The sequence below is a fragment of the Streptomyces sp. HUAS MS02 genome, from assembly GCF_055702265.1.
In genome coordinates, this window is sequence record NZ_CM146747.1 from 644493 (window position 1) to 658874 (window position 14382).

Here is a 14382-nt window from a genome sequence, read left to right on the forward strand (position 1 = left end):
CCTCCCTGACGCCGTTCCTCGCCACCGCCTCGCCGGTGCGGGGGCAGCAGCAGCCGGGCCGACCGTGGGAGCCGACACCGCCCCGGTCGTGACGGCCGCGCTCGTCGCGGGGCTCCTCGCCGGCTATGGCATCGCCATCCCGGTCGGAGCGGTCGCGACCTATCTCGTCTCCCTCACCGCCCGTACGTCCCTGCGGACCGGAGCGTGCGCCGCGCTCGGCGTCGCGACGGCCGACGGACTGTACGCCCTGCTCGCCGCCCTCGGCGGCACGGCCCTCGCGAACGCCCTGCAACCCGTGCTGACACCGCTGCGCTGGGCCTCCGCCCTGGTGCTCCTCGCGCTGGCGGCACGCGGCGCGATCGGGGCGGTCCGCCAGTACCGCGCCCGGCGCCTGCCCACCCGCGCCCAGCGGGACCCGGTCGGGCCCGCGCGCGCCTACGTCGCCCTCCTGGGGATCACCCTGCTGAACCCCACGACCGTGGTGTACTTCGCCGCGCTGGTGCTCGGCAGCCGCGCCACCGAGGCCGTGAACGCCCTGGAACAGGCGGTGTTCGTGCTCGCCGCGTTCCTCGCCTCGGCGAGCTGGCAGCTGCTGCTCGCCGGCGGCGGCGCCCTGCTGGGCCGGGCGCTGACCGGACACCGGGGGCGGCTGGTCACCGGCCTCGTGTCGAGTGCTGTGATCGCGGGACTGGCGGTGCTGATGCCGTAGCCGTCGCCCGTGGCCGGCCGCGCTCGCGCAAGTCCCTTGCGGGCGTGGCCCGATGAGGATGATTCCGCGAGGGGCCGGTGTTGAATGCGGGGAAGAGTCTGTACGCGACAGCAAGGGACGGTTGCCATGCCTCTTGAGGGCGAGTACGTGCCCAGCCCCACCCAGTGGGTGCGCGAGCAGGTCGAGTTGTACGAGAGCTCGGGCGGCACGCAGGGGACGACGCTGCTGGACACCGGGCTGCCGGTCATCGTGCTCACGACGCGCGGCGCGAAGAGCGGGAAGATCCGCAAGACCCCGCTGATGCGGGTGGAGCACGAGGGGCGGTACGCGGTCGTGGCCTCGCAGGGCGGAGCGCCCAAGCACCCCGTCTGGTACCACAACATCAAGTCCGACCCGCTCGTGGAACTCCAGGACGGGCCCGACCGGCGGGACCTGACCGCGCGTGAGGTCACCGGGGACGAGAAGGCCGAGTGGTGGGACCGGGCGGTCGCGGCGTATCCACCGTACGAGGACTACCAGAAGAAGACGGACCGGGAGATTCCCGTGTTCGTGCTGGAGCCGGTGGAGGGGTGACCGTTCCCGGTCGGCGGTGAGGGGCACGTAGTCGGGTGCAGCCCCGCTTTTTCAGGGGCGCGGGGAACTGCGCGACCAGCCCCCACCGACCCGCACCCGACGAACAAGAAACTTCGCCCCGTCGCGCATGTTCCCCGAAGGGCCGGGCACCCGAGTCTCAGGCCCCGCCGCGTTCCCCCGTCGCGGCGGGGTTTTCTCCTGCCCGCTCCCCCGGCCCCGTCTTCTCCGTCACGTCGAGGAAGATCTGGTCGGCCTCGGGGACGACATGGGCGATGGAGCGTTTGATGCGGACGGCGACCAGCTCGACCTCCTCGCTGTCCAGGCCGGGGACGAGGTCGACACGAGCGGCTACCAAGGTCGATTCCAGGCCGAGTTGCATGGTGAGCAGGGCCTCGACGGTGTCGATCTCGGGCTGTGCCTCCAGCAGGGAGCGGATCTTCCGGCTGGGCTCGGGATCGGCGGCGACCCCGATGAGCTGTTCGCGGGCGTCCCGGCCGAGCCAGTAGGCGACGTACACGAGCAGGGCCCCGATCGCGAAGGAGGCGGACGCCTCCCAGATCACCTCGCCGGTCACCATGTGCAGGGCCATGCCGGCGATCGCGAGGGTCACCCCGAGGACCGCCGTGCCGTCCTCGGCGACCACCGTGCGCAGTGCCGGGTCCCGCACTCCGTCGACGCCGCCCTCCCGCCGTACCTGGTGCAGGGCCCGCAGCAGTGAGGCGCCCTCGGAGAGGAGGGCCACGAAGAGCACGGCGATTCCGGCGACGTAGCCGCCGTAGGAGTCCGTGCTCTCGGCCGTCAGGGCGTGGATCGCCTGGTAGAAGGAGAAGCAGCCGCCCATCACGAAGATGCCGACGGCGGCCAGCAGGGACCAGAAGAAGCGCTCCTTGCCGTAGCCGAAGGGGTGCCGGGCGTCGGCGGGGCGGCGGCTGCGGCGCAGCGCGGCGAGGAGGAAGACCTCGTTCAGGCTGTCGGCGACCGAGTGCGCGGCCTCCGACAGCAGGGCGGGCGAGCCGGCGAGGAGTCCGCCGACGGTCTTGGCCACGGCGATCAGGAGGTTGGCGCCGAGGGCGACGAGGACCGTGATCCTGGTCCTGCGGTCCGCCCGTGTCCCGCTCTGTTCTCGGGTCCCGCTCTGTTCCCGGGTCCCCGGTCCTTCGAGAACCGCCCCGCCCCGCTCGTCCTTCGTCTCGGTGTCTTGTGGTGTCCGGGTCACTTTCGCCGCTTGCCCCGACCGGTCGCGCTCACACCGTGGGGGTCGTGGAAATCGGGGAACTCCTCTCAGGGCAGACGTATCCGGACATGGCCGGGAGGACGGACGGCATGAGTGTCGGTGAGGGCAACGAGGCGTACGGGCGGAAGGCGTTCAAGAGGTCCAGGAGCCACTTCGCGGACCGGATCACCGCCGACGGCCGCGACGGCTGGCCGGTGGAGGCGGGCCGCTACCGGCTGGTGGTCAGCCGTGCCTGCCCGTGGGCGAGCAGGGCGGTGATCTCCCGGCGGCTGCTGGGTCTGGAGGACGCCCTGTCGATGGCCGTCGTGGACCCGATCCAGGACGACCGGAGCTGGCGGTTCACGCTGGACCCCGGCGGCCGCGATCCGGTGCTGGGCATCCGCTTCCTGAAGGAGGCGTACGACGCCCGGGAGAGCGACTACCCGGGCGGGGTCAGCGTCCCCGCGGTCGTGGACGTACCGAGCGGCGAACTGGTCACCAACGACTACCAGCGGATCACCCTCGACCTCGCCACCGAGTGGACGGATCTGCACCGCGAGGGCGCGCCCGACCTGTACCCCGAGGCCCTGCGCGAGGAGATCGACACGGTGATGGCCGAGGTCTACGAGGACGTCAACAACGGCGTGTACCGGGCGGGCTTCGCCACCGGGCAGGAGGAGTACGAGGAGGCCTGCGCCGGGGTGTTCCGGCGGCTGGAGGCACTGTCGGAGCGGCTGGCGGGGCAGCGTTATCTCGTCGGCGGGACGATCACGGAGGCGGACATCCGGCTCTTCACCACGCTGGTGCGTTTCGACCCCGTCTACCACGGTCACTTCAAGTGCAACCGCTGGAAGCTGGCGGAGGACCCGGTGCTGTGGGCCTACGCCCGTGACCTCTTCCAGACCCCCGGGTTCGGGGACACCGTCGACTTCGACCACATCAAGCGGCACTACTACCAGGTGCACACGGGCATCAACCCGACCGCCGTGGTGCCGCTGGGGCCCGATCTCGCGGGCTGGCTCGCCCCCCACGGGCGGGAGGACCTGGGCGGCAGCCCGTTCGGCGACGGCACGCCGCCGGGGCCGGTGCCCGCCGCCGAGGTCGTGGCCCCGCGGGGTCGTCCCTGACCGGACGGCGTCGCCGCATGACCATCCGCACGCGAAGGAGGAGGACCAGATGTCCAAGAAGAAGAAGCTGCCTGTCGTCTACAAGCCGCTCGGCTTCGCGCTGGGCTGGGTGAGCGGTGCGGTGGCCTCGGCCGCGTTCCGCAAGACCTGGAAGCTGATCCGGCACGAGGACGACGCGCCCGACGCCCTCGACCGGGACCGGGGCTGGGGCGAGATCCTGCTGGCGGCGGCCGTCCAGGGTGCGATCTTCGCGGTCGTGCGCAGCGCGGTGGACCGCACGGGCGCCAAGGCCATCGAGCGGTCCACCGGGGTGTGGCCGGCCGACCAGAAGGGGGGCCGGGACTGACGTTCCCAAGGAGCTCGGGTGGCCCGCGCGCGGGCCACCCGAGCTCCTTCCGGGCCCTTGACCCTGCCTAGCCCTGCTTGGGCGCCGTGGGGTGTTCGCGGCGCAGTGTGAAGGAGTGGCCTGCGGGGTCGGAGTAGCCGCGCTCCTCGAAGGGGCCGCTCGCCTCCTTGGTGTCGACCGGGCGCCCGCCCAGGGAGACGATCAGCCGCTCGGCCTCGTCCAGGTCCTCGACGTAGAAGTCGAGATGGGCCTGGAGGGAGTTCTCGGGGCGGGGCCAGCTGGGCGGGGTGGCGTTGACGTCGCGGCGGAACGCCATCCGGGCACCGCAGGCGCCCTCGATCTCGACGCGGTTGGCGGTCGCGTCCGTCTCCCGCGCGTCCAGCAGTGCCTTGTAGAACACCGCGAGCTTCTCCGGCTCGGCGCAGTCCAGCACCACGAGGCCCGCCTGTACCAGTGCCATGTCTCCTCCGTACGGGATCCCGGGCGCGGGGGACGGTCCGCCGCCGCCCATACGCTCCCCGGGTACCCGCCGGCTACAGGTTCAGCCGCAGGGTGAGCGCCTGGGGACGGAACTCCTCGCGCTCGTAGAACCGGATGGCGTCGGCGTTGGCAGCGGAGGCGGTCACCTCCGCGTGCACCGCTCCCCGCTCCCGCGCCCACGCCAGGAAGGTGTCGACCATGCGGGCCCCGACCCGGGAACGCCGGTGCTCGGGCCGGACGTACAGCGCCATGAGGGTCGCCGATGCGACCGGCCGCATGGTGGTGGGGCCGGACATCGATCCCGACAGATGACCGACGACCTCGCCGTCGCGCACGGCGGCCAGCAGCAGCCTGGTGGGGTCCTTCAGGGCGGCCGTGAAGGCCTCGGCGCCGTGCAGGCGCGGCCAGTCCACGTTCAGGCCGGGGTCCCGCTCCCCGCCGTCCTCGGCGAACAGCAGGGAGCTGGAGACGACGATCCCCGGTACGTCCTCGGCGCGGGCAGGCCGCACGATCACCTCTTGCGCACTCATGGACCGGAACCTAACGGTCGGCTCTGACAATCCGTCGGCACCGGTCGACGCCGACGCCTCGCCGACTGGACTTCCTGGACAGTCGTCCAGCTATAGTGGACACCTGTCCATGAAATTTGGGAAACATCGAGTGAACGACGGAGTCTGTTGACCATGGAGATCCTGGCGAACGTGCTGGTCGCGCTGGTGGCCCTGCTGCACGCGTACATCCTGGTGATGGAGATGTTCCTGTGGCAGAAGAAGCCGGGGATGTCCTTCCACGGGATGGACGCCGAGATGGCCCGGCGGACGGCCTCCCTCGCCGCCAACCAGGGCCTCTACAACGGCTTCCTCGCCGCCGGTCTGGTCTGGGGCCTGATCGCCGACGACCCGACCGGCTTCCGGGCGCAGATCTTCTTCCTGTCCTGTGTGATCGTCGCGGGCGTGTACGGCGCCGCCACCGCCAACCGCCGCATCCTCGTCGCCCAGGCACTGCCCGGCGCCCTGGCCCTGGGCGCCGTCCTCGCCGCCGGATGACCCCCGAGGAGCCCCGGGGCACGGAGGACCCCCGGGCCTCCCGCACCCGGGCCAGGCTGCGGGAGGCCCTCCTCGACGAGTGCGCCCGGCACCCCCTGCACGAGGTCAGCGTGGCGGCGCTGGTCCGCCGGGCGGGGGTCGGCCGGGCCACGTTCTACGTGCACTACCCGGACCTGGAGGCGCTGGCGGTCGACGCCTGCGCCGATGTCGTACGGGAGGCCGTGGAGGCGCTGCACGCCTGGCGCGGGCGCCCCGACCCGGTGCGGGCACCGGACGCCCTGCCCGAGTTCTTCGCCGGTCTCGCCCCGCACGCCGCGCTGTACCGCGCGCTGCTCGCGCCCGGCGGCGGCGGACCGCTCGGCCGGGTGCTGCACCGGGACCTGCGCGCCTACAGCCTGCGCGAACGCGAGCTCGCGGGGGCCGCTGACGCGCCGCTGGTGGCCTCCGCCGTGGCGGCCACCTTCGCGGGGGTCCTCGCGGACTGGCTGCACGGCCTGCTGGACGGCACCCCGCGGGAGATCGCCGACCAGGCGTGGCAGCTGCTGGTCGCGCTGCACCGCAGCCGCTGACCGCCGCCAGGCGTACGCCGCCCTCGGTCCCGCTCGGCGCCGGACGCCTCGTGCCCCTGGACAGCCCTGTGGGTGACCTGGTGTGCAGGTCACCCACAGGGCCGAGGGCACGCGGGGAGAACGTGCCCCGGCGGGAGATGGCTTCTGGGCCGTCGGAGGCGGGGGCGAGCTCGCGGGCGTCGGGACGCCCGGCGGGCCCGCGGGTCAGAAGGTCAGTACGGGCTTGATGCTCCGGCCGCCGCTCATGTCGGCGACCGCCCGGCCGATGTCCTCGAACTCGTACCGGGTGATCAGCCGGTCGAGCGGCAGCTTGCCCTCCTTGACGAGCTGGACGAGGACCGGGATGGCGGTCTGGATCTCGTTGTCGCCGAGGGTGAGGCCGACGACCCGCTTGCCGCCGAGCATGCCGTTGACGTCGAGGGAGACCTCCGTGCCGAACGGCGGGGCGCCCACGATGACCAGGGTGCCGCGCGCGGCGAGGGCGTCGACGCCCTTGCGGAGCACGGCGACGCTGCCGGTGGTCTCCACGACGCCGTCGGCGCCCCGGCCGCCGGTGATCTCCATGATCGCTTCGGTGATGTCGGCGACCTCTCCGGCGTTCACCGTGTGGGTGGCGCCCAGCTCCTTCGCCAGTTCCAGACGCTCGCTCACCTTGTCCACGGCGACGACCGTGGTCGCCGGGGTCAGGTTCGCCGCCATCACGGCGGACAGGCCCACGGCTCCGGCGCCGAGGACGACGACGGTGCTGCCCGGGCGGGGCTCCAGCACGTTCCAGACGGCGCCGACGCCGGTCTGGACGCCGCAGCCGAGCGGGGCGATGGAGTCCAGCGGGACGTCCGGGTCGACCTTGACGAGGCCGCGCTCGTCGACCAGGGCGCGCTCGGCGAAGGAGGACTGGCCGAAGAAGTGGCCGCCGAGGTCCTGGCCGTCACGGCTGATGGTGCTGGTGCCGTCGGCTCGCCGACCGCCGAGCAGGTTCAGCGGGAGCCAGGTGGCGCAGTACGCCGGGTGACCGTCGCGGCAGTTCTGGCAGCCGCCGCACGAGGTGAAGGACAGGACGACGTGGTCGCCCGGGGCGACGGCGGTGACGCCCGGGCCGACGGCCTCGACGACACCGGCGCCCTCGTGGCCCAGCACGCCGGGCAGCGGGAAGGGCAGCCCGCCGCTGGCGACCCCCAGGTCGGTGTGGCACAGCCCGGCCGCGACCATCCGGACCAGGACCTCGCCCGGTGCCGGCTGGTCGAGGACGACCTCGGAGAGGGTGAAGGGCGCGCCCCCGGACTCGACCACGGCCGCACGTGTGGTGGTGGACATGCTCATGAACTCCTTGTTCGTCGGTGAGCCACCGGACCGTTCCCGCGGCTCACCGGGGATCCCGGGGAAGGTGCTCAGTCGAGCGAGACGACGACGGACTTGACCTTGGTGTAGGACTCCAGGGCCTCGGGGCCGTACTCACGGCCGAAACCGGAGGCCTTCACGCCGCCGAAGGGCACGGCGGGGTCGAGCATCGGCCAGTCGTTGACCCAGACGATGCCCGCCTGGAGGCGGTCGGCCACCCGGTGGGCGCGGGTGAGGTTCGTGGTCTGGATGCCGGAGGCCAGGCCGTACGGCGTGGAGTTGGCCAGTTCGACGGCCTCGTCCTCGGAGTCGAAGGGCTGGACGGTGAGGACCGGCCCGAAGATCTCCTCCTGGACGACCCGGGAGTCGTTGGCGAGGTCGGCGATGACGGTCGGCTTGTAGTAGTAGCCGCCGTCGAGGTCCAGGCGCTCGCCGCCGCACACGATGCGGCCGCCCTCCTTGCGGGCCAGCTCGACGTACTCCTCGACCTTCTTCAGGTGCCGCTCGCCCGCCATCGGGCCGATGACGGTCTCCGGCTGCCGGGGGTCGCCGAGGGGCACGCCGGGCACCGCCTCGGCGAGGATGCCGAGGACGGTCTCGTAGACGGGACGGGCGACCAGCAGCCGGGGGCCGCCCATGCAGAACTGGCCGGTGTTGAAGACGAAGCCCTTGATGATGGCGCCGATGGCCTTCTCGATGTCGGCGTCCTCGAAGACGACGTGCGCCGCGTTGCCGCCCAGCTCCATGGTGACCTGCTTCAGCCCCTCGCCGGCGACGCTCGCCGCGTACCGGCCGGTGGCGGTGGAGCCGGTGAAGGCGATCTTGTCGACGCCGGGGTTGCGCAGCAGCGCCTCGCCCGCGACCGGGCCCGTACCCGTGACGACGTTGTAGACGCCGTCGGGGACGCCGGCCTGCTTGAGGAGGCCCGCCATGTAGAGGGCGCTGAGCGGGGTCTCCTCGGCTGGCTTGTGGACGACCGTGTTGCCGGCCGCGAGCGCGGGGGCGATCTTCGAACCGGCCAGGATCAGCGGGAAGTTGAAGGGGGTGATGGCGCCGACCACACCGATCGGGCCGCGCCTCGTGTAGGCGAGGCGGTTGTTCGGGACGTCACGGGCGGAGCCGTCCAGGGTCCAGGCGAGGGAGGCGTAGTACTCGTAGTCGTTGGCCGCGTTCGTCACGTCGACGGCGTGGGCCAGCGTGATGGGCTTGCCGACGTCGCGGCTCTCGATCGCCGCGATCTCGTCGGCGTTCTCCCTGATGAGCTGGGCGACGCGGTTCAGGATCCGGCCGCGCTCGCGGCCGCTCAGCCCGGACCAGCCGCCGCCGTCGAAGGTCTCGCGGGCGGCGCGCACCGCGGCGTCCACGTCGGCGGCGCCCGCCTCCGCGACGGTCGTGACCACCTGGCCCGTGGACGGGTCGATCACGTCGGTCCGTGCCCCGTCACTCGCCTCGACCCACTGCCCACCGATGAACAGCCGCCCGGGCTCGCTCTCGAAGGTGGTCGTCATTGCCCACTCCTCAGCTTTGGTCCAGCCTTGATCGCTAAATCTTCAACCAACAGGAATCCTGTTGGTTCGCAGTTTCATCACGCCCAGGATTCCTGTCAATGCTTTACGCTGACCGCATGGTCGGCACCAAGGGACCCCCTTCACTCCTCTACATGGTCAAGCAGGTCGAGCTCGTTGTCCGCTCCCACCTGGACGAGCTGGTGAAGCCGGCCGGGATCACGGCACTGCAGTACACCTCGCTCACGGTCCTCCAGCGCCACGACGGGCTCTCGGCCGCCCAGCTCGCCCGCGACTCGTTCGTGACGGCCCAGTCCGTCGCGGATCTCGTCCGCAGCCTGGAGAACCGGGGGCTCGTGCGCCGGGAGCGCAATCCGCGCAACCGGCGCGAGCTGCTCATCCTGCTGACCGACGAGGGGCGCGAGCTGCTCGCCCGCTTCGCCGGGCCCGTGCGCGCCCTGGAGGAACGCATGATCAGCGACCTCACCGCGCACCAGGCCGACCAGCTCCGGCAGGCGCTGTCCAAGGCGTGGCACGCGCTGTCGTAGGGGGCACTGCGCAAAACTCCGGACGGCTTGCCGAAGAAATCGCAGACATATGTCAATCGAACATGCTGAAATTCACTCTGACGAGGGTAACTTGCAGGGCGGGGAAGGGTTTTGCCCTCGCACCCTCACAGAGTCCGGTAGGAGGCGATGCCGTCGTGTCGAGCGACCCCCCACCGCCCGCGACCGGGTACCTGCGCGTCCGCACGGACCGCGGCCACAGCGTGCTCGAACTGCACGGTGAGATCGACATCGCGGCGGCCGTGGAGATCATTCCGCATCTCGACGCGGAGACCGGCCGCCCCGGCGCCCGGATCGTGATCGACCTCCGGCACGTCGAGTTCTTCGACTGCTCCGGGCTACGGCTGCTCTACCGGGCGCGGCAGCGGGTGCTCGACCGCGACGGCGAACTGCGCCTGGTCTGCACCCATCCGCTCACCCTGCGCGTCCTCAAGGTCACCGGCCTGGCCCGGCTGCTGCCGCCCGCCTCGTCCCTGGACGCGGCCCTGGGGCAGCCCGAGGCCACGTCCGGCACGTTATGACCCCGCTCCGGGCGTCAGCCCTCGCCTCCCGCGTCGCCCGCGGGCGCGTCGAACAGGGCGCTGACGGACTCGCCGTTGTGGATGCGGCGGACGGCCTCCGCGAGCGCGGGGGCGATGGAGAGCACCTTCAGCTTGTCGGTGCGCTCCTCCACGGGGACCGGCACGGTGTTGGTGCAGACGATCTCCAGCACGTCGGGCTGCTCGCTCAGCCGCTTCAGAGCGCCCGCCGCGAACAGCCCGTGGGTGCAGGCCACCCGGATCGAGCGCGGCCCCAACTCCCGTAGCCGCTCCAGGAGTTCCAGGACGGTACTGCCCTTGGCGATCTCGTCGTCCAGGACGATCACATCCCGTCCGGCGACCTCGCCGATCACCGAGCTGATGCTCACCCGGTCGTCGGCGAACCGCTGTTTGGCACCCGCCGCGACCCGCGCGCCGATCATCCGCGCGAACGCCGCCGCCTCCTTGGCGTTGCCCAGGTCCGGGGAGACCACCGTCGTACGCGTCAGGTCGTAGCGCCGGAAGTGCGCGGCCAGTTCGCGCAGCGCGTGCAGATGATCGACCGGCACCGAGAAGAAGCCGTGCACCTGCGGCGAGTGCAGCGTCATGGCGAGCACCCGGCCGGCGCCCGCCGACACCATCAGATCGGCGACCAGCCGGCCGCCGATGGAGATCCGCGGCGCGTCCTTCTTGTCCGAGCGGGCGTACGAGTAGTGCGGCATGACCACGGTGATCCGGCCGGCCGAGGCCCCGCGCGCCGCGTCGCACATCAGCAGCAGCTCGACGAGGTGCTCCTGCACCGGCGTGACCAGCGGCTGGACCAGGAAGACGTCCTTCTCCCGGCAGTTGGCCTGGAGCTGCACCTCCAGACAGTCGTTGGCGAACCGGCTCACCCGGGACGGACTCAGCGGCACCCCGAGATGCGCGCAGACCTCCCCCGCGAGTTCGGGGTGGGCGCTGCCGGTGAAGACGGCGATGTCACGCACGGTCGGCTCCTCGCATGAACATGATCATTACGGGCTGCGCGGCTCATGCTAAGGGAACAAACACCAACCGGGCGTTCCCCCACGGTCTTTGAGGGCATTCGTTGAAAGAGGAAGGAGGGCCGTCGACATGACGACGTCCATCAAACGCACGCGTGTGCCCGGCTGGGCCAAGCTGCTCGCCGCCGTGGTCATCCTCATCGTGGTGCTGCTGGCCGCGCTGCGGATGCTGGTCTTCGGAGGGCTGGACGACGTGTTCGGCACCGAGGAGCACGACCGCTCGGGGCCGACGCTCCTGAAGTCCATCCAGGACATGAGCCGTTACGACGCCGCCTCAGGCAACTTCCAGGTGGTCGTCGACCTGGAGAAGGACGCCAAGTACCTGCCGGACGCGATCCGCGGCACCCGCACGCTGTACGTGGGCGCGGGCACCGTGGACGCCTATGTCGACCTCGGCAAGGTCGGCGAGAACGACGTGAAGATGAACGAGGACCGCACCTCGGCCACCATCGACCTCCCGCACGCACAGCTCGGCAAACCCGCCCTCGACACCGAGCACTCCTACGCCGTCTCCAAGGAGCGCGGCCTGCTCGACCGCCTCGGCGACCTGTTCTCGGACAACCCCAACGGCGAACAGGCGGTACAGCGCCTCGCCGTCAAGCACATCGGGGACGCCGCGAAGGAGAGCAAGCTCACGGAGCGGGCCGAGGCCAACACCACCGACATGCTCGAAGGACTGCTGAAGTCGCTCGGCTTCGAGGAGGTGAAGGTGACGTACGGGTCGTGACGCCGGGCTCCGGTGCCCTCCCCGGCTGCGGGGAGGGCGCGCGGTACGCCGGCCCGTCCGCGGCCTGCGTGTCCGTGCGCCTTCCCACGCCCCTCCGCTCCCGGGCGCCTGGCGGCGTCCCTCGAACGGGAGCGGGTCCCTGCCACTCGCGGTCCGGGTGCCCGCGAGGGGCGGGCCGAAACCCTGGCGGGGCCCGGTCGGCGGCTTCCCGCATATGGCGCACGGGTGGGCATCCGCGTCCACATCGGGGGTAACCGCCTTGGTACAGAAGGAAGTTGAAATCGGGAGGGTCGCATGGCCGGCACCACGTCACGTTCCCGTTCCACCGTCTCCGGCCGCCGTTCCCCGGCGGCCGAAGGCGGTCCACGACCGCTCCCGCTGCCCCTGCGGCTGCTGGTGATGACCCTGGCGTTCCTGGCGATGGTGGCGTTCGGCGCGGTTCTGGCCGGGCTCACCCTCCAGCCGTCCCCGGCGTCGGAGGCGCTCACCCACAGCAACCTCCGCCCCGGCGCCTCGCTGGAGCTGTACTGGCACCACCCCGACCCGCGCGACGCGCTCAAGCAGGTCGGCGGGAACATCCTGCTGGGCCTGCCGTTCGGGATCCTGCTGCCGGTGCTGGCGCCCGGCGCGCGCGGTCTGCTGCGGGTGCCCGCCCTGACCGCGCTGATGATGCTGCTGGTCGAGCTGGTGCAGGGCGCGCTGGTCACCGGGCGGGCGTTCGACATCGACGACGTCATCCTCAACACGACGGGCGCGCTGCTCGGCTATCTGCTGCTGGGGCGGCGTCTCGGGCGGGCCGTCCACGCCCGGGCGCCGCGGGAGCCGAAGCAGGCACCGGCCCGGGGCGGGACACCGGCTCGGGGGACGGGGGCGGCTCGCGGCAAGGGAACGGCCCAGGGCAAGGGAGCCGCTCGGGGAAAGGCGTCGACCCAGCCGAAGGCGCCGCGCGGCGCCTGGGGCCGGCGTCTGCGGGTGGGCCGGCGCAAGGAGGCCGGTCCGGCGTCCGGGCGGGCTAGCGCAGGGTCCAGGTGAGCTTGTCGCCGCCCACCCAGCGGACCTGGTCGGGATCGTCGAGGTCGTGCACGACGACCCCGTACGCGGCGGCCGTCCGGAGGACGTCCGTCAACCGCCTCGCCTCGCCGACCACCTGACCGTCGATCTCCACGATCCGGAACGGCGGCGTACCGGGCTGCACCCCGAGCACCAGGACCCGGGGATGGGAAATGTAGGGGCTCGCGCTTTCGGTCATGTTTCGAGGGTAGAGCGGTCCGGCGGCGGTTGACCGGGTGAGGACGGGACGGGCAGGCCCGACGGGGTGAGCGGACGAGGCCGGGACGGGTCGGTCCGGCCGGTGACCGGATGAGGCCGGGAGGGGTCAGCCCCGCCGGTCCGACGGCGCCCGTGATCGTACGGCCGTCGTGCGGGTACCCGGGGCCTGGGTGACGCTGGAAGCGGGAGGCTGGAGGTGCCATGGATCCCGTCGAGGCCCTGGACCGGATCGCTTTCCTGCTGGAGCGGGACCGGGCCCCCACCTACCGCGTACGGGCGTTCCGTACGGCCGCCGCCGTGCTCGGCGCGTTGCCGGCCGACGAGGTCGCCGAGCGGGCGGCCGCGGGTTCGCTGGAGTCGCTGAAGGGGGTCGGGCCGAAGACCGCGCAGGTGGCGTGTGAGGCGCTGGCCGGGGAGGTACCGGGCTACCTGCGGAAACTGGAGCAGGGGGCCGAGGCTCCGCTCACGGAGGGTGACACGGGCGCGGAGCTCAGGAAGCTGATCAGGGGCGACTGCCACGTGCACTCCGACTGGTCGGACGGCGGCAGCCCGATCGAGGAGATGGGCCGGACCGCCGCGCGCCTCGGCCACGAGTGGACGGTGCTCACCGACCACTCCCCCAGGCTGACCGTGGCCCGCGGCCTGTCCCCGGAGCGGTTGCGGGAGCAGCTCGACGTGGTGGCCGCGCTGAACGAGACCTGGGCGCCGTTCCGGCTGCTCACCGGTATCGAGTGCGACATCCTCGACGACGGCTCGCTGGACCAGGAGCCGGAGCTGCTGGACCGGCTGGACGTGGTGGTGGTGTCCGTCCACTCCAAGCTGCGGATGGACGCGCGGGCGATGACCCGGCGCATGGTCGCCGCGGTGCGTGATCCGCACTCCGACGTGCTCGGGCACTGCACGGGGCGGCTGGTCACCGGGCGGGGCCGACCGGAGTCGGAGTTCGACGCGGACGCGGTGTTCGCGGCGTGCGCGGAGACCGGGACGGCGGTGGAGATCAACTCCCGGCCGGAGCGGCTGGATCCGCCGCGGCGGCTGCTGCGGCGGGCCGTGGAGGCGGGGGTGCTGTTCTCCATAGACACGGACGCACACGCACCGGGGCAGTTGACGTGGCAGGTGCACGGGTGTGCCCGGGCCGAGGAGTGCGCGGTGCCGGCCGAGCGGGTGGTGACGACGTGGGGGGTGGAGGAGGTGCTCGGGTGGGCTCGGGACCGGAAGGTGCCGGAGGGGGTGCCGAGTGCCTAGGAGCTCAGGGGGTTCGGCGCGTCGGCGGGTACGGGTGGGTACGGGTGGATCGTGGCTGGTCGCGCAGTTCTCCGCGCCCCTTCCCGGGGCGCGGATGTGATCGTCTCC

General features: G+C 72.0%; 18 protein-coding genes. 11 read left to right on the top strand and 7 right to left on the bottom strand.

Annotated elements, in window-relative coordinates:
* Window positions 1-88 precede the first annotated feature (88 nt).
* The gene (locus tag ACZ9QC_RS02830) at window positions 89-709 is read left to right on the top strand and encodes a LysE family transporter (protein ID WP_472918639.1); all 621 of its coding nucleotides are present in this window, start codon (window positions 89-91) and stop codon (window positions 707-709) included.
* Window positions 710-835: 126 nt separating this feature from the next.
* Window positions 836-1282 carry a nitroreductase family deazaflavin-dependent oxidoreductase gene (locus ACZ9QC_RS02835; RefSeq protein WP_472918640.1) on the top strand — a complete coding sequence of 149 codons (447 nt, stop codon included), beginning with the start codon at window positions 836-838 and terminating at the stop codon, window positions 1280-1282.
* A gap of 157 nt (window positions 1283-1439) precedes the next feature.
* Here ACZ9QC_RS02835 and ACZ9QC_RS02840 read toward each other — a convergent pair whose 3' ends face one another.
* Complete coding sequence (locus tag ACZ9QC_RS02840; RefSeq protein WP_472918641.1) at window positions 1440-2498, bottom strand: cation diffusion facilitator family transporter; 1059 nt, start codon at window positions 2496-2498, stop codon at window positions 1440-1442.
* A 107-nt stretch (window positions 2499-2605) separates the two neighbouring features.
* Between ACZ9QC_RS02840 and ACZ9QC_RS02845 the strand changes: the two genes are divergently transcribed.
* A complete protein-coding gene (locus ACZ9QC_RS02845; protein WP_472918642.1) occupies window positions 2606-3622 on the top strand; it encodes a glutathione S-transferase family protein in 1017 nt (338 codons plus the stop codon).
* Window positions 3623-3671: 49 nt separating this feature from the next.
* The gene (locus ACZ9QC_RS02850) at window positions 3672-3968 is read left to right on the top strand and encodes a DUF4235 domain-containing protein (RefSeq protein ID WP_472918643.1); all 297 of its coding nucleotides are present in this window, start codon (window positions 3672-3674) and stop codon (window positions 3966-3968) included.
* 67 nt (window positions 3969-4035) lie between these two features.
* Here ACZ9QC_RS02850 and ACZ9QC_RS02855 read toward each other — a convergent pair whose 3' ends face one another.
* Together ACZ9QC_RS02855 and ACZ9QC_RS02860 are read right to left on the bottom strand one after the other, a co-directional pair.
* Window positions 4036-4428, bottom strand: a complete 393-nt coding sequence (locus tag ACZ9QC_RS02855) for a VOC family protein (protein ID WP_215453743.1) — start codon at window positions 4426-4428, stop codon at window positions 4036-4038.
* Between the two features lie 73 nt (window positions 4429-4501).
* On the bottom strand, window positions 4502-4978 hold the full coding sequence (locus tag ACZ9QC_RS02860) for a GNAT family N-acetyltransferase (RefSeq protein WP_472918644.1): 477 nt from the start codon (window positions 4976-4978) through the stop codon (window positions 4502-4504).
* A 153-nt stretch (window positions 4979-5131) separates the two neighbouring features.
* Between ACZ9QC_RS02860 and ACZ9QC_RS02865 the strand changes: the two genes are divergently transcribed.
* Entirely contained in the window at window positions 5132-5494 is a 363-nt protein-coding gene (locus tag ACZ9QC_RS02865) for a DUF1304 domain-containing protein (RefSeq protein ID WP_472918645.1), read from the top strand.
* Window positions 5491-6063, top strand: a complete 573-nt coding sequence (locus ACZ9QC_RS02870) for a TetR/AcrR family transcriptional regulator (RefSeq protein WP_316724114.1) — start codon at window positions 5491-5493, stop codon at window positions 6061-6063. The genes ACZ9QC_RS02865 and ACZ9QC_RS02870 overlap by 4 nt, the downstream gene beginning before the upstream one ends.
* Window positions 6064-6267: 204 nt before the next feature.
* On the opposite strand, the gene ACZ9QC_RS02875 is transcribed toward ACZ9QC_RS02870, so the two are convergent.
* Both ACZ9QC_RS02875 and ACZ9QC_RS02880 read right to left on the bottom strand, forming a co-directional pair.
* Window positions 6268-7377, bottom strand: a complete 1110-nt coding sequence (locus ACZ9QC_RS02875) for an NAD(P)-dependent alcohol dehydrogenase (protein ID WP_472918646.1) — start codon at window positions 7375-7377, stop codon at window positions 6268-6270.
* 74 nt (window positions 7378-7451) lie between these two features.
* The gene (locus ACZ9QC_RS02880; protein ID WP_472918647.1) at window positions 7452-8909 is read right to left on the bottom strand and encodes an aldehyde dehydrogenase family protein; all 1458 of its coding nucleotides are present in this window, start codon (window positions 8907-8909) and stop codon (window positions 7452-7454) included.
* Between the two features lie 116 nt (window positions 8910-9025).
* Between ACZ9QC_RS02880 and ACZ9QC_RS02885 the strand changes: the two genes are divergently transcribed.
* Together ACZ9QC_RS02885 and ACZ9QC_RS02890 are read left to right on the top strand one after the other, a co-directional pair.
* Entirely contained in the window at window positions 9026-9454 is a 429-nt protein-coding gene (locus ACZ9QC_RS02885) for a MarR family winged helix-turn-helix transcriptional regulator (protein WP_472918648.1), read from the top strand.
* Between the two features lie 155 nt (window positions 9455-9609).
* On the top strand, window positions 9610-9993 hold the full coding sequence (locus ACZ9QC_RS02890) for an anti-sigma factor antagonist (RefSeq protein ID WP_472918649.1): 384 nt from the start codon (window positions 9610-9612) through the stop codon (window positions 9991-9993).
* Between the two features lie 14 nt (window positions 9994-10007).
* Here ACZ9QC_RS02890 and ACZ9QC_RS02895 read toward each other — a convergent pair whose 3' ends face one another.
* Window positions 10008-10976, bottom strand: a complete 969-nt coding sequence (locus tag ACZ9QC_RS02895) for a ribose-phosphate diphosphokinase (RefSeq protein WP_472918650.1) — start codon at window positions 10974-10976, stop codon at window positions 10008-10010.
* A gap of 127 nt (window positions 10977-11103) precedes the next feature.
* Here ACZ9QC_RS02895 and ACZ9QC_RS02900 point away from each other — a divergent pair, with 127 nt between their 5' ends.
* Window positions 11104-11760: a DUF4230 domain-containing protein gene (locus tag ACZ9QC_RS02900; protein ID WP_184902648.1), complete on the top strand. Its 657-nt coding sequence runs from the start codon at window positions 11104-11106 to the stop codon at window positions 11758-11760.
* A gap of 294 nt (window positions 11761-12054) precedes the next feature.
* The gene (locus tag ACZ9QC_RS02905) at window positions 12055-12792 is read left to right on the top strand and encodes a VanZ family protein (protein ID WP_472918651.1); all 738 of its coding nucleotides are present in this window, start codon (window positions 12055-12057) and stop codon (window positions 12790-12792) included.
* On the opposite strand, the gene ACZ9QC_RS02910 is transcribed toward ACZ9QC_RS02905, so the two are convergent.
* Window positions 12773-13009 carry a hypothetical protein gene (locus tag ACZ9QC_RS02910; RefSeq protein WP_472918652.1) on the bottom strand — a complete coding sequence of 79 codons (237 nt, stop codon included), beginning with the start codon at window positions 13007-13009 and terminating at the stop codon, window positions 12773-12775. The genes ACZ9QC_RS02905 and ACZ9QC_RS02910 overlap by 20 nt on opposite strands.
* A 221-nt stretch (window positions 13010-13230) precedes the next feature.
* Between ACZ9QC_RS02910 and ACZ9QC_RS02915 the strand changes: the two genes are divergently transcribed.
* Window positions 13231-14274: a PHP domain-containing protein gene (locus tag ACZ9QC_RS02915; RefSeq protein WP_472918653.1), complete on the top strand. Its 1044-nt coding sequence runs from the start codon at window positions 13231-13233 to the stop codon at window positions 14272-14274.
* Window positions 14275-14382 lie beyond the last annotated feature (108 nt).